Raw genomic sequence first — 19,361 nt, 5'->3', positions numbered from 1 at the left:
CAATGACGCAGTACGGAACAGTGAGCCCGGAGGGGAGCATCCCGGAGGGTGACGCCCTCCTCAACCATGCCGACCGCAGCCTGCTGATCGTGGACGATGACAAACCGTTCTCGACCCGCCTCGCCCGGGCCATGGAGGCGCGGGGCTACCGGGTCCACGTGGCCGAGAGCGTAGCGGAGGGCGTCTCCGCCGTCGAGGCGCAGCCGCCGGCCTTCGCCGTCATCGACATGCGGCTCGGCGACGGCAACGGCCTCGACGTGATCGCGCGCCTGAAGGAGCGCCGGCCCGAGGCCCGAGGCGTGATCCTGACCGGCTACGGCAACATCGCCACCGCGGTGACCGCGGTGAAGCTCGGTGCCTTCGACTACCTGGCGAAGCCCGCCGATGCCGACGAGATCCACGGCACCCTGATGGCCGAGCCCGGCGAGCGGGCCGACCCTCCCGAGAACCCGATGTCGGCCGACCGGGTGCGCTGGGAGCACATCCAGCGGGTCTACGAATTGTGCGGCCGCAACGTCTCGGAGACGGCGCGCCGGCTCAACATGCACCGGCGGACGTTGCAGCGGATCCTGGCGAAGCGGGCGCCGCGCTGAGCGCGCGATGCCGGGATCGCGAAGGGCCCGGCGCCGGGGAGGTGCCGGGCTTGTCTCATTCTTGGGCCGTTGGTACCGCCCGGGGCCCACGATCACGGTGCAGCCAGGCCACGGCCGACGCGCATGCCCCTAGTCCCTTGCCCCTTGTCCCTCGTGCGACGTGCGGATGACCCTGCCTCCCGCGTCTCCTCGAACCCCAGGAGCGGCGCCATGACGATGAACCTCGCCGACACCTCACTTCCCGTCGCATCCACATCCATCCACGAACTCGATCAGGTTGTGGTTCGCACCGATGTGACAGGCGATGAGGGAGAGACCATACCCGAAGGCTCATGCGGAACCGTGCTGTCCGTTCTCGGGAAGGGTGCTGCGTATCTGGTCGAGTTCGAGAGTCAGAGACTGTCGGACAACGGCCACCCGATTCCGATCTTGGCGACGATCGAGTTGGCGAAGCTGAAGCCGATATCGGGGGCGACCCGCGCAGATCTCGCATCCAGCGCCACCCTCTAGTTTCGCGATCGATACTCTCAAGATTTCGGGTTACCTGCTGAGTCCAACCCATCCGAGCGGTTGGCCGAAAGCACGATATTTCATCAACTGCGGCTTCGATCCATCTGAACCGAACCTGTTGGCAGCGGCGCTTCTGGCGCATCCAAGGCTTCCGAGCAGGATCTCCAAACCGCCGAAGATCACGCCCTACGATGTGCGCTTTATCTTCGAAGGGCCGATCGAGTCACCACAAGGTCTTACCGGTAGCGTGCGATCCGTATGGCAAGTCCTGCCGTTGGAGTCCGTCGGCCGGCTCGTCACAGCCTCTCCGTTCTGATCCGACCTCACCGGCAGGCCGATGGGTCACCGAAGCGTAGCCGGTCTCAATCACGACGGACCGGTCGACCCGCCCGGACGACCTGCCACCCACCACCCGGTCGGTGGCGGTTTCGGCGACGCTGATCTCGTGATCGCCGAAATCGTACAATCGGAAATAGACGCCGCCCGTTTCCCAGCTGCCCTGGAATGGGGGCTCCAGAACGCCTTCGCCGAGGATCGGCCGCGCATCCACCAGCGGATGGGGCCGCCTGAACGTCAACCCGGCCCGATCCGGCGCTCTATACCCCCGCCGCCCCGCCATCCGACCGCGGATCATGCGTCGCCTCGACCCGCCCGTTGCCGGGATGGCGCACCAGCAGGCCGGCATGGCCCAGGGAATCGATGTACGACCCGCCCAGCTCCTCGATCTCGTGGCCCATCCGCGACAGCGCCGCGACGCAGGCGGAGTCGAACCGGTCTTCCACCTTCACGGTCATCGACTCGGCGCCCCAGGTGCGGCCGAACAGCAAGCGCGGGGCGTCTACCGCCTCGGCGACGCCCATGCCGTAGAGGGCGTAGCGGGTGAAGACCTGGGCCTGGAATTGCGGCTGCCCGTCGCCGCCCATGCTGCCGTAGGAGAGCACCCGCCCGTCCGCCAGGACGGCCATGGCCGGGTTGAGGGTGTGGAACGGCCGCCGTCCCGGCTCCAGCGGGTTGACGGCCTTCGGGTCGAGCGAGAAGGCCACGCCGCGATTCTGCCAGGTCAGGCCGGTGCGGGGCAGGACGACGCCCGATCCGAACTCCCAATAGACCGACTGGATGTAGGAGACCGCGACGCCGTTCCCGTCGATCGCCCCCATCCACACCGTGTCGCCGTCGCCGACCGGGCGGACCGGGTAGGGCGAGGCCCGGTCCATCCGGATCGCCGCGGCCTCGGCGTCCAGGCGCTTCGCCGCGAGGAAGCTCGCCGGATCGTGACGCAGGCGATCGTAATCGGTCACCACCGCATCGCGGATCCGGAAGGCGCGCTTCGTCGCCTCGATCAGCCCGTGGTAATGCGCCGCCGTCTCGGGCCGGAGATCGCCCAGGCGCGCGTAGAGGCCGAGGATCAGGAGCGCCGCGAGGCCCTGGCTCGGTGGCGGGCAATTGTAGACCGTCCCGCCCGGGAGCGTGAGCGAGAGCGGCGCCCGGGACACCGCCCGGTAGCGCTCGATGTCGCCGCGGGTGACCGGGCTGCCGGCCCGGTCGAGATCGGCGGCGATCTCGCGGCCGAGATCGCCGCGGTAGAAATCGTCGAGCCCGGCATGGCCGAGCTGCTCCAGGGTGGCGGCAAGCGCCGGCAGCGCCCGTTTCGTGCCGGCCTGCGGGATCTTGCCGTCGATCAGGAACGTCTCGCGGAAGCCGGGCTGGTCGTGCAGCGTGTCGAGTTCCTTCGGCACGTATCGGGCCTCGGACGGGGAGACGGCCACGCCCTCGCGGGCATGCCGGACCGCCAGCGAGAGGAGCAGGTCGAGGGGCAGGCGTCCGCCGAGGTCGCGGGCGATGCCATGCGCCAGCGCCCAGCCACCGACGGCGCCGGCGACCGTCAGGGCGGCGTCCGGTCCACGCTCGGGGATCGTGTCGTAGCCCTTCTCGCGGTAGCGCCGGATCGTCGCGAGGCTACCGGCCGGGCCGCAGGCCTCGATCGCCCGCACGACGCCGTTCGGTCCCCGGATCAGCCAGAACCCGTCGCCGCCGAGGCCGTTCATATGCGGGTAGGCCACGGCGATCGTCGCCGCCATGGCGAGCATCGCCTCGACGGCGTTGCCGCCCTCGTCGAGGATCGCCCGGCCGGCCTCGGCCGCGAGGTGGTGGGGGGCCGCACAGGCGGCGCGGGAGAAGACGGGGGTCTCGGGCATCGGGCGCTGGATGGCTCCGGGGATCGGGCGAGCGGGGGCTCGGATGGCGTGAATGACCGGGGGCTTGCGAGGACGTGACGACATCGACAGGCCGGGGCCCGCGCAGTTGCGCCGGCCCCGCGGTTCAGGCTAGTCCCCGCAGCCATGAAACGATAGGCGCCGCGCGCGTCCGTCGCCCCGCCACACAGGACAAGGGTCAGGCCGCGTGCCCGCATCAGCTTCCCTCAAGACCCGCAGCCTCGTCACCATCGTCAGCATCATGGTGCTGGTCGGCGTCGAGGTGTTCGCGGTGGCGATCGCGGCGGGCTGGGCCCTCGCCGGCATCTTCGAGCTGGGCGACACCGTCGGCCATGGGCTGATGGGGCTGTTCAGCCTGTTCGCGCTGTACATCATGGTCCAGCTCTGGCGCCGGGCCACCAGCATCGAGCCGATCCGCTAGAGCGCTTCACGATTGCGTTGCCATCGCGAAGCTTCTCTCGCTCTTTGATTTTGCCGTATTTTCTACGACGAACCGGTATCCGCTTCGTCGGAAAATGCTCTAAGGCGCCAACCCCGATGATCGACCGCCGTACCCTGCTCACCGGCGCCGCGCTGCTGCTCGCCTCCGGTCCCGACGTCATGAGCGCCGAGCTGCCCCTCGGCCAGCCCGAGCCGTTCAGCTTCGAGGCCCTGAAGGCGCGGGCCCGGGAGATGGCCGGGCGGCCCTACGCGCCGCCGGCGATTCCGGACCGCGACGTGTTGCAGGCGATCGACTACGATGCCCACGGCAAGCTGACGTTCAAGCCCGACCACGCGCTGTGGGCCGAGGGCCCGAGCGCTTTCCCGGTCACGTTCTTCCATCTCGGCCGCTATTTCCAGAAGCCGGTGCGGATGCACGTCGTCGAGAACGGCCAGTCGCGGGAGATCGTCTACGACCCGGCCGCCTTCGAGATGCTGGCGGATTCGCCGGCGCGGCGGCTGCCGCCGAATCCGGGCTTCGCGGGATTCCGCTTCCAGGAGCGCCGCGGCGGCCCCCTCGACTGGCGCCGCAACGACTGGGTCGCCTTCCTGGGCGCGTCGTATTTCCGGGCGATCGGCGAACTCTACCAGTATGGCCTCTCGGCGCGGGGGCTCGCTCTCGACACGGTGATGCCGGACCGGCCGGAGGAATTCCCGGACTTCACCCATGTCTGGTTCGAGACCCCGGCGGCTGGGTCCGACACCGTCACGGTCATGACGCTCCTCGACGGTCCCTCGGCTACCGGCGCCTACCGCTTCACGATGCGCCGCACCAAGTCGGTGGTGATGGACGTCGAGGCGAGCCTGCACCTGCGCAAGGATGTCGGCCGGTTCGGCCTGGCGCCGCTCACCTCGATGTACTGGTTCTCCGAGACCGCCAAGCCCACCGCGGTGGATTGGCGTCCGGAGGTGCACGATTCGGACGGCCTCGCACTCTGGACCGGCACCGGCGAGCGGATCTGGCGCCCGTTGCGCAACCCGCCCCGCACCATGGTCTCGGCCTTCTCCGACGAGCGCCCGCGCGGCTTCGGGCTGATGCAGCGCGACCGCCTGTTCGACCATTACCAGGACGGCGTCTATTACGACCGCCGGCCCTCGCTCTGGGTCGAGCCCCTGGGCGATTGGGGCAAGGGCAGCGTCCAGCTGGTCGAGAACGCCACCGACGACGAGATCCACGACAACGTCGTGGCGATGTGGGTGCCCGCCGAGCCCGCCCGCGCCGGCTCCTCGCACGACCTCGCCTACCGGCTGCACTGGGTCGCGCATGAGCCCTACCCGAGCAACCTCGCGGCTTGCGTCGCCACCCGCGAGGGCAATGGCGGCCAGGCCGGCACCGACCGGCCGAAGGGCGTGCGCAAATTCGTGGTCGAGTTCCTCGGGGAACCCCTGGGCCGCCTGCCGGCCGGGGTGAAGCCCGAGCCGGTGCTGACCGCCTCCCGCGGCACCTTCCCGCTCGCCCGCACCGAGGCGGTGCCGGACGACGTGCCGGGCCACTGGCGGGCGGAGTTCGATCTCGCGGTGACGGGGGCAGAGCCGGTCGAACTGCGGCTGTTCCTGCGCCGCGGCGACGAGACGCTGAGCGAGACCTGGACGTATCAGTACATTCCGGCGGTGTGAGCAGAAGAACCGGCTTCAGCAGGTCCTTTCTGCGATCCTCAGCGCGACCTCATCCTGAGGTCGTGAGCGGGACGAACGGGCTTCGTCACGCCCCTTCGCCAGCCGATCAGGCAAGTCCGCGAATTCTCAAAGAGAAAACCCCGCGGCTCCTGCCGCGGGGTTTTCGTCATTCATCGCCGGTCAGCCTGCCTCAGCCCACCTGCACCCGCCAGATCTCCTCGGCATATTCCCGCATGGTGCGATCCGACGAGAACCACGCCGTGCGGGCGGTGTTGAGGATCGCCGCGCGCCACCAGGTCCGCGGCCGGCGCCACGCCGCATCGACCTCGCGCTGCGCCCGCCAGTAATCGTCGAAATCGGCGGTGAGCAGGAAGCGGTCGCCGTGGGTCAGCTCGTCGATGAGCGGGCGGAAGCGGCCGGGCTCGGCCGGCGAGAAGCCGCCCGCGGCGATCAGGTCGAGGGCGCCGCGCAGGCGGGCTGAGGCCGCGATGGCCCGCCCCGCATAGCCCGGCTGGCTCTGCGTGCGCTGCACCCCGGCCGCGTCGAGGCCGAAGATGAAGATGTTGTCGGGACCGACATGGTCCTTGATCTCGATATTGGCGCCATCGAGCGTGCCGATGGTGAGCGCGCCGTTGAGCGCCAGCTTCATGTTGCCGGTGCCCGAGGCTTCGAGGCCGGCGGTCGAGATCTGTTCCGACAGGTCGGCGGCCGGGATGATCGATTCGGCAAGCGTCACCGAGTAGTTCGGCACGAAGGCCACGGTCAGGCGCCCGGCCACATCCGGATCGGCATTGACCCGCTTGGCGACGTCGCTGGCGAGGCGGATGATCAGCTTGGCCTGGGTGTAGCTCGGCGCCGCCTTGCCGGCGAAGAGCTTGACCCGGGGCACCCAGTCGCGGTGCGGCTCGGCCTTGATCGCCTGATAGAGCGCGACCGTCTCCAGGATGTTGAGGAGCTGGCGCTTGTACTCGTGGATGCGCTTGATCTGGACGTCGAACAGCGCCTCCGGATCGAGGGTGATGCCGGTGCGCGCCTCGACGACACGGGCGAGCGCCTCCTTGCGCTCGCGGCGGACCGCCGCATAGCGCTCCTGGAAGCCGGCATCCTCGGCGAGGGCCGCCAAGCCCTCGAGGTGGCGCGGATCGTCAAGCACCTTCGGGCCGACCGCCTCGACGGCCAGCGCCGTCAAGCCCGGATTGGCGTTGTGGAGCCAGCGCCGGAAGGTGATGCCGTTGGTCTTGTTGACGATCTTGTCGGTGTCGAGGGCGTGGAGCGGCGCGAACACCGTCTGGCGCATCAGTTCGGTATGGAGCGCCGAGACGCCGTTGACGCGGCGCGCACCGAGAAACGCGAGATGCCCCATCCGCACCCGCTTGCCGTGACTCTCGTCGATCAGCGAGACCTCGGCGAGCTGCTCCAGCGAGGCGCCGTGCTTCGACACCTCCTCCAGGTGCATCCAGTTGATGAGGTAGATGATCTGCATGTGGCGCGGCAAGAGCCGCTCCATCAGCTCCACCGGCCAGGTCTCCAGGGCCTCCGGCAGCAGGGTGTGGTTGGTGTAGCCGAGCGTCTGGGTGGTGACGTGCCAGGCATCCTCCCAGGACAGGCCGTTGAGGTCGACGAGGAGCCGCATCAGCTCCGGCACGGCGATGGCCGGGTGGGTGTCGTTGAGCTGGATCGCCGCGTGGTCGGGCAGCGAGCGCAGGTCGCCGCGCTCGGCGACGTGGCGGCGCACCAGGTCCTGGAGCGAGGCCGAGGTGAAGAAGAATTCCTGGCGCAGGCGCAGCTCCTGGCCGGCCGGCGTCCCGTCGCTGGGATAGAGCACCCGCGAGATCGCCTCGATCCGGGCGCGCTCGGCGACCGCCCCGACATGGTCACCGGCATTGAAGCGGGCCAGATCGATGGGCTCGGGCGAGCGGGCTGCCCAGAGGCGAAGCGCGTTGACGTGCCGGGCGCCACGGCCGATCACCGGGGTGTCGTAGGGCACGGCGCGCACGATCTCGGCCGGGCGCCAGACCCGGCGCAGGGTGCCGTCCGGCTGGACGCTCATGGCGACATCACCGCCGAAGCCGACCTCGCAAGCCGCCTCCGCCCGCTCGAACTCCCAGGGGTTGCCCTCGGTGAGCCAGGTCTCCGGAACCTCGCGCTGGACCCCATCCTCGATCACCTGCCGAAACAGGCCGTGGTCGTAGCGGATGCCGTAGCCGTAGGCCGGAATGGCGAGGCTCGCCATGCTCTCCATGAAGCAGGCGGCCAGCCGTCCGAGGCCGCCATTGCCGAGCGCCGCGTCGGGCTCGGCGCCCGCCACCGCATCGAGGTCGATGTCGAGACCGGCGAGGGCCGCCCGCACGGTCTCGGCGACGCCGAGATTGCCCATCGCATCGGACAGAAGGCGCCCGATCAGGAATTCGAGGGAGAGATAGTGGACGCGCTTCACCGGCACGATGCCGGCGGTGATCGCGCTGGCGGCGACCGCGCGGTCGCGCAGGGCCAGCGCCGTGGCGACGAACCAGTCGCGGTCGCGCGCCGTCGTCGGCGTCTTGCCGAGCGCATAGGCGAGCTTGGCCAGGATCGCGGTCCGCATCACCGTGACCTCGTCGCCGGCGGGCGCCACGGGCGCCGCCTGCGGCATCCAGGACAGCGCCGTGTCCGCATCGCGCGGAGCCTCGTCGCGCTGGCGACCGGGCAGAAGAACTTCGTTCAGCACCTTGGAACCCCCTTCCCTGCCGCAGGTCTCTGGTCGCTGCAGCGCGGTCTCGTGTCACGTGCTGTGCAGCAAAGCCCAGGCCACGGCAGCATCGTGTGGCTGTGGGACGGCGATGTCGAGACGCCGAAGACTAGCTTGACCACGCGATTCGCCGCGTGTTGCTGCCCCGACACGTCTCACGGAAACGAGACTTGATTTTGGCGAGGCGGCCTGAAGCGCATGTGAACGTTTCCAGCGCCGCCCGCAGGCCGAACCTTAAGGTTAAGTCGTGCCCCAAGGGAATGGTTAACTCCTGGGCGAGGGGTGCGCCAGAGGCGTGACTGTCCGGACGTTTCCTCCACCCTCGCGGCCCGCCGCTCTTCCGGCGGATCGGCTGCGGGCCGCCCTCACGGATGCGGCGGCGCATCCCCGGTGGCGGCGGCGTCATGATGCTGTCGCGGCCGGCAGCGATGCAGGCAGGCCACGCGCGGCGCCCGCGTGCCGATGCGGGAACCGGATGCAGCGGGGCGGATTCCCCCTGGGTCAACCCCGCTGCGGGCGCCCATATAAGGGCGGTTGCCCGGCCGCTCAACCCTTGCGCCGCCTGCCCGGCCTCCCGGCCCGGTTCAGCCCGTCAGGAGCCCTGCATGACCGAGGACGCGAAGCCCGCCGATCTGCTGGCCGGCGAGGTGTGGTGGAAGGCGGGAGTCGTCTACCAAGTCTATCCGCGCTCGTTCCAGGACACGAACGGCGACGGCGTCGGCGACCTCCGCGGCGTGATCGCCCGGCTCGACTACCTGGCCTGGCTCGGGGTCGATGCGGTGTGGCTGTCGCCGGTCTGCCGCTCGCCGATGGCCGATTACGGCTACGACGTCTCGGATTACCGTGACATCGATCCGCTCTTCGGCACGCTCGCCGATTTCGACGCCCTGGTGGCCGAGGCGCATCGGCGGCGCCTGCGGGTGATCATGGACTTCGTGCCGAACCACACCTCGCAGGAGCATCCGTGGTTCCGCGAGGCCCGCGCCTCGCGCGACAACCCGAAACGCGACTGGTACATCTGGCGCGATCCCGCCCCCGACGGCGGTCCGCCCAACAACTGGATCAGCAATTTCGGCGGCCCGGCCTGGACCCTCGATCCGGCGACCGGGCAGTATTACTACCATGCCTTCCTGCGCGAGCAGCCGGACCTGAACTGGCGCAACCCGCAGGTCCGCGCCGCCATGATGGACGTGCTGCGCTTCTGGCTCGACCGCGGCGTGGACGGGTTCCGGGTCGACGTGATCTGGCACCTGATGAAGGATGAGCAGTTGCGCGACAATCCGGTCAACCCGGATTACCAGCCGGGCGAGCCGGAGATCGACCGGCTCCTCCAGATCCACTCCGCCGACCAGCCCGAGGTGATGGAGGTCATCGCCGAGATGCGGGCGGTGCTGGCGGACTACGACGCGCGGGTTCTGATCGGCGAGATCTACCTGCCACTGGAGCGTCTGGTCGCCTATTACGGGGTCGATCTGTCGGGCGCTCACCTGCCGTTCAACTTCCAGCTGATCCAGACGCCCTGGCATGCCGAGGCGGTGGCGCGGCTGATCGCCGAATACGAGGCGGCCCTGCCGGCAGGCGGATGGCCGAACTGGGTGCTGGGCAACCACGACCGGCCCCGCATCGCCGCCCGGGTCGGCGAGGCTCAGGCCCGGGTGGCGGCCGTGCTGCTGCTCACTCTGCGGGGCACCCCGACGCTGTATTACGGCGACGAGATCGGCTTGAGCCGGGTCCCGATCCCGCCGGAGCGCGTGCGCGACCCCTGGGAGCACAACGAGCCCGGCCGCGGCCGCGACCCGGAGCGCACGCCGATGCAATGGGCGCCCGGCCTCCATGCGGGGTTCTCCACCGTCGAGCCCTGGCTGCCCCTCGACCCGCAGGCCCAGAGCCGGAACGTCGAGCTGTTGCGCGACGACCCCGCCTCGATCCTGACGCTGCACCGGCGCCTGATCGCCCTGCGCCGGGAGCATCCGGCGCTCAGCGTCGGCGCCTATCGGGCCGTGTCGGTGTCGGGCGAGGTCCTGGTCTACGAACGCCTTCACGGCGACACGGTGATCCGGGTCGCGCTCAATTTCGGGCACGAGTCTTGCACTACATCGATACCGTCCGAGTCGGCCTGGGAGGTGCTGCTGTCGAGCGCCGGCGGCCGGCGCGGCGAGGGCCCGCAGGACGGCCGCTTCGCACTTGCGGGAGACGAGGCCCTGGTGCTGATTCGCCGCGGCCCGGCGGTGCATGGCTGAGCCCGGCCTTTACCCACCAAAGCTCCAGCCGGTGAGCGGCACAGCTTCGGGGAGCGCCGGAGAACGGCGCGTTTGCTTTCTGTTAATCAAATTTGTCTTGCCGTCTTCGCCCGCCATGATATTGTGCAGTGCAATGGAACCCGGTCGGATGTGATGCGTTGTCGTGGCGGTACGCCGCGGCATCGTCCGCTCGCATTTCGTCCGGCTCGCGGCGTGGGGGCTCTTTCATGACATTTCCGGCGTCGGCACAGTCGGCTTCGCAGGCGCCGGCTCTGCCGTCGGGCGGCTCCCTCAAGGGAGCCGTGGAGGGCCTGCGCGGCTCGCTCAAGCCACGGATCCTCTATGCCACGCCGGAGATGGCCGACTTCGTGAAGACCGGAGGTCTCGGCGAGGTGGCGGCCTCCCTGCCCCGGGCTCTGCGCCAGCACTACGACGTGCGGATCCTGATCCCGGGCTATCGCCAGGTCGTCCAGCGCTACCCCGACATGACGGTGGTCGCCCATCTCGCGGGCAGCGCCGAGATGCCGCCCTGCGACCTCGGCCTGATCGAGACCGGCGACGGCCTGCCCGTCTACGTGATCCTGAATTCCACGCTCTACGAGCGCGACGGCTCGCCCTATGGCGACCTGGGCGCCGACTTCACGGATAACGACCTGCGCTTCGGCCGGCTGAGCCTCGCGGCCGCCGAGCTGGCCCAGGGGATCGACCCGGACTGGAGCGCCGACCTCCTGCACCTGAACGATTGGCAGACGGCGCTCGCGCCGGCCTACCTGGCCTGGCGCGGCCATCGCGTGCCGAGCGTGCTCACGATCCACAACCTCGCCTATCAGGGCCTGTTCCCCTGGGAGAATCTCGGCCGCCTCGGCGTGCCGGAGAGCGCCTTCCACATCGACGGGGTCGAGTTCTACGGCAAGCTGTCCTTCCTGAAGGCCGGCCTGTTCTACGCCTCCCACGTCACCACGGTGAGCGAGACCTACGCCCACGAGATCACCACGCCGGAATTCGGCTGCGGCCTCGACGGTTTGCTGCGCACCCGCGCGCATCAGGGGCGGCTCGCCGGCATCCTGAACGGCATCGACGAATCCTGGGATCCGCGCACCGATCCCCACCTCGCCACCCGGTTCGAGCCCGACGACTGGAAGGGCAAGCGCGCCAATGCCGATGCGGTGCGCGGCCGCTTCGGCCTCGGCGTGTCGCGGGGACCGCTCTTCGCCATCGTGTCGCGCCTCGTGCACCAGAAGGGCGTCGACCTCACCCTGGCGGCGGCGGAATCGATCGTCGCCGAGGGCGGCCAGCTCGTGGTGACCGGCCAGGGCGAGCCCAGGTTCGAGGCCGCCTTCGTCGATCTCGCCCGGCGCCATCCCGGCTCGGTCGGGGTGCGGGTCGGCTTCGAGGAAACCGACGCGCACCGGATGTTCGCCGGCAGCGACTTCCTGCTGATGCCGTCCCGCTTCGAGCCGTGCGGCCTCGCCCAGATGTATGCCCAACGGTTCGGCTCGCTGCCGATCGCCCACCGCACCGGCGGCCTCGCCGACACGGTCGAGGACGGCGTCACCGGCTTCCTGTTCGGCGAATCGTCGCTCCGGGGCTTGAGCGGCGCCATCCGCCGCGCCTTCGAGGTCTTCGCCTCGAAGCGTCGCCTCAGCGCGATGCGCCGCAGCGCCATGAACCGCCAGTTCGGCTGGGACAAGGCCGCTGACGGCTATTCCTCGCTGTATACCCGTGTCGTCGGCAACGGCGCGGACATGATGCGTGGGCGCGCCGTCGCCTGACGCGGCCCATCCCGGCACGAACTGTCTTCGAACCGACGGCGCCGCTGGGTTTTCGCCGTCGAGGACGCGGCTGAGCGGGACTGATCCCTGACAACCGTGGCGCGTCCGTCACGGCGAAACCAGCCACCGGGACGACGTCGCACGATCAGCCCAGCTCGCGATCGGCTCGCTCGTTGCGGGCCGGCCTCCGGCCGAGGATCAGACCCGAGTCGAGATCAGGTACGCCCGTCCGGTCCGTCACCGCCGCCCGAACAAGCGCTCCACGTCCGACAGCTTCAGCTCGACATAGGTCGGCCGGCCGTGGTTGCACTGGCCGGAGAACGGCGTCGCCTCCATCTCGCGCAGGAGCGCGTTCATCTCCTCAGGGCGCAGGCGGCGGCCGGCCCGGATCGAGCCGTGGCAGCTCATCCGCGACAGGACGGCGTCGAGGCGGCGGGCGAGCGGGTCGGCGCCGCCCTCGGTCAGCGCATCGACCACGTCGGTGAGGAGCGCGCGTAAGGATCCGCCGGCGAGCGCCGAGGGCACCTCCCGCACCAGAACCGCGCCGTGGCCGAAGGGTTCAAGCACGAGGCCGAGATCCTGCAACGCCTCCGCCGCATCGGCGAGGCGGTCGGCCTCGACGGGATCGAGGTCGACCACCTCGGGGATCAGCAGGATCTGACGGGCGATGCCACCGCCGTCGCGCTCGCGCTTCAGCCGCTCGTAGACCAGCCGCTCGTGGGCGGCATGCTGGTCGACGATGACGATCCCGTCCCAGGTCTGGGCGACGATGTAGGTCTCGTGCAGCTGCGCCCGGGCCGCGCCCAAGGGATGCTGCTCGGTAGGGCCCGACTCCGCCTCGGGCGGCGCCATCCGCTGGTCGGCGCTCGGCAGGGCGAGGTCGCCGGCGAACTGCGCCTGGCGCCCCTCGCCGAAGCCCGTGCCGGCGGGCGGAGCCTCGAAGGGGGCCTGGTCCGGCTCGGGGGCGTCCCATGGCGCCCAGCCGCCATCGCGCGCGAACGCCTCGGGCCGGCCGGAGCCGGCCGGACGGGGCGGCGCCGTCTCGTCGCGACGCGCAAACAGGCTCGCGGTCTGGCGCGACGCGGCCGGCGGCAGGGAGAGCGGCGCCTGTTGCGGCCGCAGGCTCTCCAGGGTGCGGGACGCCACGGTGCCGGAGCTGCGCCCGCCCTCCCGGCGCAGGGCCTCGTGGATGGCGCTGACGATGAGCCCGCGCACCAGGCCCGGATCGCGAAAGCGCACCTCGGTCTTGGCCGGGTGGACATTGACGTCGACGAGGGCGGGATCACAGGTGAGCGCGAGCGCCAGGACCGGGTGGCGGTCCGAGGCCATCACGTCGGCATAGGCCCCCCGCACCGCCGAGAGCAGCAGCCGGTCGCGCACCGGCCGGCCGTTGACGACGAAATGGACATGGGTGGCCGCCGCCCGGTGGAAGGTCGGCAGGCCGACATGGCCGTCGAGGGCGAAAGCCTCGCGCTCCAGGCTCAGCGGGGCCGAGTTCTGGCCGAATTCGGGGCCGAGCACCGCGACCAGGCGGCGCAGCCACGAGCCCGGTCCGGTCTCGGCCGGGAAGACGAGCCCGGACGACGCGCCCTCGCCCGTCAGCGTGAAGCGGATCTGCGGATGGGCAACCGCGAGGCGGCGCAGGATCTCGCCGACCGCCGTCGCCTCGGCCCGGTCGGACTTGAGGAACTTCAGCCGTGCCGGGGTGGCGGCGAAGAGGTCCGTCACCTCGATCCGCGTGCCGGGCTGGCCGGCGGCGGGCCGCACCGGTCCTTTATGGCCGGCATCGACCACGATGACGTGGCCGGTCTCGGCGCCGGGCACCCGCGAGGTGATGGCGAGCCGCGCCACGGCGCCGATCGACGGCAGCGCCTCGCCGCGGAAGCCCAGCGTCTCGATCCGCTCGAGGTCGCCATCCGGCAGCTTCGAGGTGGCATGGCGTTCGACCGCGAGGGCGAGGTCGTCGGCGCTCATGCCGCCGCCATCGTCGACGACCCGGATCAGCTTGCGCCCGCCCGCCGCGATCGTCACCGCGATGCTGGAGGCCCCCGCATCGACCGCGTTCTCGACCAGCTCCTTCACGGCCGAGGCCGGCCGCTCGACCACCTCGCCGGCGGCGATGCGGTCGACGAGCACCGGGTCGAGGCGGCGGACCTGCGGCCGGCCGGGGGATGAAGGAGCCATGCGCAGAATATAAGGATCTGCGAGGCTCGCCAGAAGGGAGGGAGCCGGCGTTTCCACCGGATGGACGCGACCTGGACGTCGCCCTCGGCGTCTGGCCCGGTCGGGGTGCTCGCCTCCGCCGGCCGGGCGCATGGCGGCTAAGCAGATTTCGCCGAAGTGGTCACCGGATCGGCGGCAAAAATCTGCCATCAAATAAGAAACTAAGCGGACGAAGTGTTGGCCTGCCAACGCAAGTCTGCTTAGCGCGCCACCGTGCTGATGCCGCGCCCCCGGTCCCGGCGACGCCCCTGGCAGGGCGCCGAGGACAGGTTCGGCCACCGAGAGACGATCCTTGTCCAGGGTCAGTTACGGGGACTTAACCGTGTCGGTTGTACCGCTCTTAACCATGATGGCCCGGCGGAGATGACGGGCTTGGTGGAGCGGAGCGGCAGGCCCGTGGCGGACGAGCGGCGAACACACGGACAGGCCGGCGCCGGCCTCCCCACCCTGGTGCTGGCGGCCTCCCTCCTTGCCGCGGGACCGGTCGGGGCCCAGGGGCTGGGGCAGGGTGGCCAGGGACCGGGCCAGGCACCGGGTCTCGGGCTGGATGTCGGGGCCGGCCAGACGGCCGATCCGAGCCTCGCCGGCCCGCTCCCGGGCGGCCGGGACCCCGCCACCTTCGCCCTCCGCGCCGCCAATCCGGCGGTCCAGGGCGGCCTCTCCCGCGGCCTCGGCCGCCCGGGCGGAGCCTCCCGCTTCGGCGCCCGGCCGCGCACGCCGCCGCAGCGCCGGACGCGCTCCCCCACCACCGCGCTCACCCGCCAGGCGACCCAGCAGGGCATCGCCGACGATGTGCGCCTGCGTCCCGTCGTGCAGATCCCGGTCTCAGGCCTCCCCGACCTCGCCGCAGGGCCGCCCCTGCTGCGCCGGCGCACGATCGACCCGCTCGATCCCTACGGGCCGCTCGGCATCCGGCTCGGCGGGCTGACCCTGTTCCCGGCCCTGCAACAGAGCGTCGGCTACGATTCCAACCCCGACCGGTCGATCTATCGCCGCGGCTCGATGGCCCTGCTCAGCCAGGGCGAGCTGCGCGTCGCGAGCGACTGGTCGTCCCACGAGCTGACCGGCGCGATGCGCTTCGGATACTTCCTGTATCCGGACAACCCCAATGCCGACCGGCCCGACGGCGACGGCACGGCGCGGCTGCGCCTCGACCTCGCCCGCGACACCAAGGTCGATGTCGAGGGCCGATACGCCATCTCGACCCAGCGCGCCGGCAGCCCGGACCTCGCTGCCCGGGTCCGCGACCGGCCTCTCGTTGCGGCCTATGGCACCACGGTCGGGGTGACGCAAAACTTCAACCGCCTGCAAGTGACGGTGGCCGCCCTCGTCGACCGTCAGACCTTCGAGAACGCCCAGCTTCCCGACGGCACGACCTTGCGCCAGGACGACCGCAACGCCAACCAGTACGGCCTGCGCCTGCGCACCGGCTACGAGATCCGTCCGGGCTTCACCCCCTTCGTCGACACCCTGGTCGATACCCGCGTGCACGACTTCGCGGTCGACCAGTCCGGGCTCAGACGCGATTCCGACGGCGTCACGGTACGCGCCGGTTCGAGCTTCGAGATCAGCCGACTCCTCACCGGCGAGGTCTCGGGGGGCTACCTGTCGCGCCACTACGCCGACAGCCGCCTGCGCGACGTCACCGGCCCGGTGATCGACGGCTCGGTGACCTGGGCGGCGAGCGCCCTCACCTCGCTCAGGATCGGCGCCTCGACCGGCGTGAGCGAGACCATCGTGCCGGGGGCGAGCGGCATCCTCAACCGTACCGCCGTCGCCGAACTGACCCACGACCTGCGCCGCAACCTGCGCCTGACCCTCACCGGCACGCTGATCAACAACGACTACCAGGGCACCAGCATCCGCGAGGAGGGCTACAGCGCCGGCGTGAAGGTCGATTACCGCCTCAACCGCTGGCTCGGCATCCGGGCGAGCTACGCCCGCGAGATGCTGCGCAGCACGGCGGTCGGGTCGAGCTACCATTCGGATACGTATCTGGTCGGGGTGCGGGTCAACCCGTAGGATCGGGCGCCATCGGGCCGGTCGCTGGGGACGCCGGTCGCGACAAGGGAGCTGCGACGTTCGTCATGATCCCTCCCAGGCCAGCGATCGACCACATCACGCATGTCGACAACCTGCCCTCCATCATCCGTGAAGGGCAGATCTACGCCGATGCGCAGATCGGCGAACGCGGGCTCGCACCGAGCACGATCGGCATGGAGAAGCTGAAGGCAAACCGGCGGCGCTTTCCCGTCAAGTGCCATCCGCAAACGCGGGTCGCGGAGTACGTGCCGTTCTATTTTTGCCCGCGCTCGATCATGTTGTTCACGCTCGCAAAGCGCAACCACGCCGAGATCGGCTATCAGGGGGGCGAGGCGTCGATCGTGCACCTGGTCGCGGACCTTCGCCGCGTCGTCCGCAGCGCCGAGAAGCACGAACGCATCTGGGCGATCAGTCTCTCGAATGCGGCCTCGGCCTATGCAGAGTTCCGTGCGAGCCTGGACGCGCTGGAAGAGGTTCGCTGGGATTGCGTCGCGGCCACGGAATGGGGCGGCCGGCGCGACGTCAAGGACGCCAAGGCAGCGGAATTCCTGATCCATGGCTCGTTTCCCTGGGCGGGCATTCACGCGATCGGCGTCCAGAATTTAAAGGTTCGGCAACGAGTCCTGGCGTTTCTCGAAGAGTCGGCTCATCGACCCTCTGTCTCGATCGAGCCCCATTGGTACTATGCGGAAAGCGGAGACCGTCATGCCTGAGTACCGGCACGGCGACATTCTGCAGGCCGAGGTCGATGCGCTCGTCAACACGGTGAATTGCGTCGGCGTCATGGGTCGCGGTGTCGCTCTCCAGTTTCGCAACGCATTCCCCGATAATTTTCGCGCATACAAGCAAGCCTGCGATCGTGGCGAGGTCCGGCTCGGTCGCATGTTCGTCTTCGATACAGGCCGGTTCGATCCACGCTTCGTCGTGAATTTTCCCACCAAGCAGCACTGGCGTGACAAGAGCAGGGTTGCCGACATTGAGGCCGGTCTGATCGACCTTGTGTCTTGGGTTGAGCACACGGGGATTGCCTCGATTGCGATCCCACCTCTTGGATGCGGTCTCGGCGGTCTCGATTGGCGTGACGTGCGGCCCCTCATCGATGCCGCCCTGATGCGTCTGCCAGCCGTGCAAGCGATCGTTTACGAGCCAAGCCAGGCGCCTGCTGCCGGTGAGATCGCGCGACCGATGGCAGTGCCACGCATGACGGCTGGCCTCGCCACGCTGGTCGGACTGGTCCGCACCTACCTCCATGGACAGATGGATCCCGCCATCTCGCTGCTGGAGGTCCACAAGCTCATGTACTTCATGCAGGAGGCTGGGGAGGATCTGCGGCTGCACTTCGTGAAGGGACATTACGGGCCGTATGCCGAGAACCTTCGGCACCTGCTGGCACGGGCCGACGGGCATTACCTCTCCGGATTCCGGGATGGCGGCGAGCAGCCGGACAAGGAGATCGTGCTGCAATCCAGAGCCGTTGAGAAGGCGGACGCTTTCCTCCGGGCCCACGCGGAGACCCACGCAAGGTTCGAGCGTGTCGCGCGGCTCGTGGACGGATTCGAGACCCCCTTCGGTCTCGAACTCCTCGCCACCGTCCATTGGGTGATGCTGCGGGAGCAGGCCGGCGATCCCGCCGCCGCGCACGAGCATGTCTCGCGGTGGAGCCGCCGCAAGGCCGAGTTCACCAGGGGACAGGTGACGGTCGCGTTCGAGGCGCTGCGGGCCGAGGGCTGGTTGTCGTCGCTTCCCGTCGAGGCGTGAGCGGTTCCCCTGCGACACGCACGCCGCGCAACCCGGAGCGTCCTCCCCCGGTTTGATCCGATCGAGACCCGGATCCCGAGGGAGGGCGTGTCCGCGCGATGACGAGAGCGTTCCGGCCCGAGCGGATCTTCCTGGTCACCAGCCTGGTGCTCACCGTCGCGGCGGCGGTGGCCCTGTACCTGTTGCAGGCGACCACGCTCACCATCGCGGTGGCGCCGCGGGACGGCACCGAGCCGGCGCTGATCCGCGCCTATGCCGACGCCCTCAAGACCACCCACAAGGGGGTGCGCCTGCGCCTCCTGCCCTTCGACGACGTGCGCGAGAGCGCCAAGGCCCTGGAGCAGGGGCGTGCCGACCTCGCGGTGGTGCGGCCCGACGTCGACCTGCCGGCGAACGGCCTGACCCTGGCGATCCTGCGCGACCAGGCGATGCTGATCGCCTCGCCCGCCCCCTCCGGCATTACGACCTTCCCGGCTCTCGCCCGCAAGCGCCTCGGCATCGTGGCTCACCGGGACGCCGATCTGTGGCTGCTCAAGAGCCTGATGGGCTATTACGGCCTCACCCTCCAGGAGGGCGGCACCGGCCCGATTCCCGCCGGGCAGGTGCGGCTGGTGCCGCTCGCCGAGGAGGATCTTCCCGCCGCCTTCGCGCAAAAGCGCATCGACGCGGTGGTGGCGGTGATCGCGCCTGCCGCCCCGATGGCGCTCCGCCTCGTCGGCACGGTCCAGGCGGCGAGCCGGACTCGCAAGGTCGATTTCGTTGGCGTCGACGACGGTCCGGCGATCATCGAGCGCCTGCCCCGGCTCCAGGCGGTGACGGTGCCGGCCGGGCTGTTCGGCGGCAATCCGAAGGTGCCGGAGGAGGAGGTGAAAACCATCGGCGCCTCCTACCGGCTGATGGCCCGGGCCTCGATGAGCCGCACCGTGGCGGCGGACATCACCCAGCACCTGTTCGAGCTGCGCTCGTCGCCGCGGCGGTGGTCTCGTAGGCCGGCGCCGCGATGTAGTCGGCGGCCGGCGTCGCGTCGGAGAGGCGCGAGCGCAGCTCGAACAGGTGCTGGGTGATGTCCGCCGCCACGGTGCGGCTCATCGAGGCCCGGGCCATCAGCCGGTAGGAGGCGCCGATGGTTTTCACCTCCTCCTCCGGCACCTTCGGATTGCCGCCGAACAGCCCGGCCGGCAGCG

The 19,361-nt window shown here is 70.0% G+C and carries 14 protein-coding genes and 1 pseudogene; 10 read left to right on the top strand and 5 right to left on the bottom strand.

Features of this window, described 5'->3' with window-relative positions:
• Window positions 1-2: 2 nt before the first annotated feature.
• From VP06_RS17325 to VP06_RS39020, 3 genes are all read left to right on the top strand, one after another.
• Window positions 3-593, top strand: coding sequence for an ActR/PrrA/RegA family redox response regulator transcription factor (locus tag VP06_RS17325; protein WP_048465029.1), 591 nt, complete (start codon window positions 3-5; stop codon window positions 591-593).
• Window positions 594-803: 210 nt separating this feature from the next.
• The gene (locus VP06_RS17320; RefSeq protein WP_048465028.1) at window positions 804-1,103 is read left to right on the top strand and encodes a hypothetical protein; all 300 of its coding nucleotides are present in this window, start codon (window positions 804-806) and stop codon (window positions 1,101-1,103) included.
• Window positions 1,078-1,419 (top strand): DUF6883 domain-containing protein, encoded by a 342-nt coding sequence (locus VP06_RS39020; protein ID WP_425350925.1) that lies wholly within the window; start codon window positions 1,078-1,080, stop codon window positions 1,417-1,419. Before VP06_RS17320 ends, VP06_RS39020 begins: the two co-directional genes overlap by 26 nt.
• Here the strand turns inward: VP06_RS39020 and VP06_RS17315 are convergent.
• Window positions 1,327-1,680 (bottom strand): hypothetical protein, encoded by a 354-nt coding sequence (locus VP06_RS17315; RefSeq protein WP_156295654.1) that lies wholly within the window; start codon window positions 1,678-1,680, stop codon window positions 1,327-1,329. The genes VP06_RS39020 and VP06_RS17315 overlap by 93 nt on opposite strands.
• A gap of 19 nt (window positions 1,681-1,699) precedes the next feature.
• Window positions 1,700-3,298, bottom strand: coding sequence for a gamma-glutamyltransferase family protein (locus tag VP06_RS17310; RefSeq protein WP_048465026.1), 1,599 nt, complete (start codon window positions 3,296-3,298; stop codon window positions 1,700-1,702).
• Between the two features lie 259 nt (window positions 3,299-3,557).
• Between VP06_RS17310 and VP06_RS17305 the strand changes: the two genes are divergently transcribed.
• Together VP06_RS17305 and VP06_RS17300 are read left to right on the top strand one after the other, a co-directional pair.
• A complete protein-coding gene (locus VP06_RS17305; RefSeq protein ID WP_048465046.1) occupies window positions 3,558-3,737 on the top strand; it encodes a hypothetical protein in 180 nt (59 codons plus the stop codon).
• 116 nt (window positions 3,738-3,853) lie between these two features.
• Window positions 3,854-5,413, top strand: a complete 1,560-nt coding sequence (locus VP06_RS17300) for an OpgD/OpgG family glucan biosynthesis protein (RefSeq protein WP_048465025.1) — start codon at window positions 3,854-3,856, stop codon at window positions 5,411-5,413.
• A 190-nt stretch (window positions 5,414-5,603) separates the two neighbouring features.
• Here the strand turns inward: VP06_RS17300 and VP06_RS17295 are convergent, their stop codons facing one another.
• Window positions 5,604-8,120, bottom strand: coding sequence for a glycogen/starch/alpha-glucan phosphorylase (locus VP06_RS17295; RefSeq protein WP_048465024.1), 2,517 nt, complete (start codon window positions 8,118-8,120; stop codon window positions 5,604-5,606).
• A gap of 626 nt (window positions 8,121-8,746) precedes the next feature.
• On the opposite strand from VP06_RS17295, the gene VP06_RS17290 reads away from it, so the two are divergent.
• Complete coding sequence (locus tag VP06_RS17290) at window positions 8,747-10,381, top strand: alpha-amylase family glycosyl hydrolase (protein ID WP_048465023.1); 1,635 nt, start codon at window positions 8,747-8,749, stop codon at window positions 10,379-10,381.
• Window positions 10,382-10,608: 227 nt separating this feature from the next.
• Window positions 10,609-12,153: a glycogen synthase GlgA gene (gene glgA, locus VP06_RS17285; protein WP_082167459.1), complete on the top strand. Its 1,545-nt coding sequence runs from the start codon at window positions 10,609-10,611 to the stop codon at window positions 12,151-12,153.
• Between the two features lie 237 nt (window positions 12,154-12,390).
• On the opposite strand, the gene mutL is transcribed toward glgA, so the two are convergent.
• Window positions 12,391-14,337, bottom strand: a complete 1,947-nt coding sequence (gene mutL / locus VP06_RS17280) for a DNA mismatch repair endonuclease MutL (RefSeq protein ID WP_048465022.1) — start codon at window positions 14,335-14,337, stop codon at window positions 12,391-12,393.
• A gap of 402 nt (window positions 14,338-14,739) precedes the next feature.
• Here mutL and VP06_RS17275 point away from each other — a divergent pair, with 402 nt between their 5' ends.
• The 3 genes from VP06_RS17275 to darG all read left to right on the top strand — a co-directional run bounded on the left by VP06_RS17275 (window position 14,740) and on the right by darG (window position 18,177).
• Window positions 14,740-16,398, top strand: coding sequence for an outer membrane beta-barrel protein (locus VP06_RS17275; RefSeq protein WP_053081870.1), 1,659 nt, complete (start codon window positions 14,740-14,742; stop codon window positions 16,396-16,398).
• 65 nt (window positions 16,399-16,463) lie between these two features.
• Window positions 16,464-17,132 (top strand): type II toxin-antitoxin system toxin DNA ADP-ribosyl transferase DarT, encoded by a 669-nt coding sequence (darT, locus tag VP06_RS17270; RefSeq protein WP_048465021.1) that lies wholly within the window; start codon window positions 16,464-16,466, stop codon window positions 17,130-17,132.
• Window positions 17,125-18,177, top strand: coding sequence for a type II toxin-antitoxin system antitoxin DNA ADP-ribosyl glycohydrolase DarG (darG, locus tag VP06_RS17265; protein ID WP_048465020.1), 1,053 nt, complete (start codon window positions 17,125-17,127; stop codon window positions 18,175-18,177). Before darT ends, darG begins: the two co-directional genes overlap by 8 nt.
• A gap of 936 nt (window positions 18,178-19,113) precedes the next feature.
• Here the strand turns inward: darG and VP06_RS38155 are convergent.
• Window positions 19,114-19,361 (bottom strand): annotated as a pseudogene (locus VP06_RS38155) (TAXI family TRAP transporter solute-binding subunit); the annotation flags it as partial.

The organism is Methylobacterium aquaticum (assembly GCF_001043915.1).
Classification (GTDB): Bacteria; Pseudomonadota; Alphaproteobacteria; order Rhizobiales; family Beijerinckiaceae; genus Methylobacterium; species Methylobacterium aquaticum.
This window is presented reverse-complemented; position numbering and strand designations above follow the sequence as displayed.

Excerpts from the sequence above, each read along its gene's own strand:
- VP06_RS17325 (WP_048465029.1), top strand. The coding sequence starts at position 3 with ATGACGCAGTACGGAACAGTGAGCCCGGAGGGGAGCATCCCGGAGGGT.
- VP06_RS17320 (WP_048465028.1), top strand. The coding sequence starts at position 804 with ATGACGATGAACCTCGCCGACACCTCACTTCCCGTCGCATCCACATCC.
- VP06_RS17310 (WP_048465026.1), bottom strand. The coding sequence starts at position 3,298 with ATGCCCGAGACCCCCGTCTTCTCCCGCGCCGCCTGTGCGGCCCCCCAC.
- VP06_RS17305 (WP_048465046.1), top strand. The coding sequence starts at position 3,558 with ATGGTGCTGGTCGGCGTCGAGGTGTTCGCGGTGGCGATCGCGGCGGGC.
- VP06_RS17300 (WP_048465025.1), top strand. The coding sequence starts at position 3,854 with ATGATCGACCGCCGTACCCTGCTCACCGGCGCCGCGCTGCTGCTCGCC.
- VP06_RS17290 (WP_048465023.1), top strand. The coding sequence starts at position 8,747 with ATGACCGAGGACGCGAAGCCCGCCGATCTGCTGGCCGGCGAGGTGTGG.
- glgA (WP_082167459.1), top strand. The coding sequence starts at position 10,609 with ATGACATTTCCGGCGTCGGCACAGTCGGCTTCGCAGGCGCCGGCTCTG.
- mutL (WP_048465022.1), bottom strand. The coding sequence starts at position 14,337 with ATGGCTCCTTCATCCCCCGGCCGGCCGCAGGTCCGCCGCCTCGACCCG.
- VP06_RS17275 (WP_053081870.1), top strand. The coding sequence starts at position 14,740 with ATGACGGGCTTGGTGGAGCGGAGCGGCAGGCCCGTGGCGGACGAGCGG.
- darT (WP_048465021.1), top strand. The coding sequence starts at position 16,464 with ATGATCCCTCCCAGGCCAGCGATCGACCACATCACGCATGTCGACAAC.
- darG (WP_048465020.1), top strand. The coding sequence starts at position 17,125 with ATGCCTGAGTACCGGCACGGCGACATTCTGCAGGCCGAGGTCGATGCG.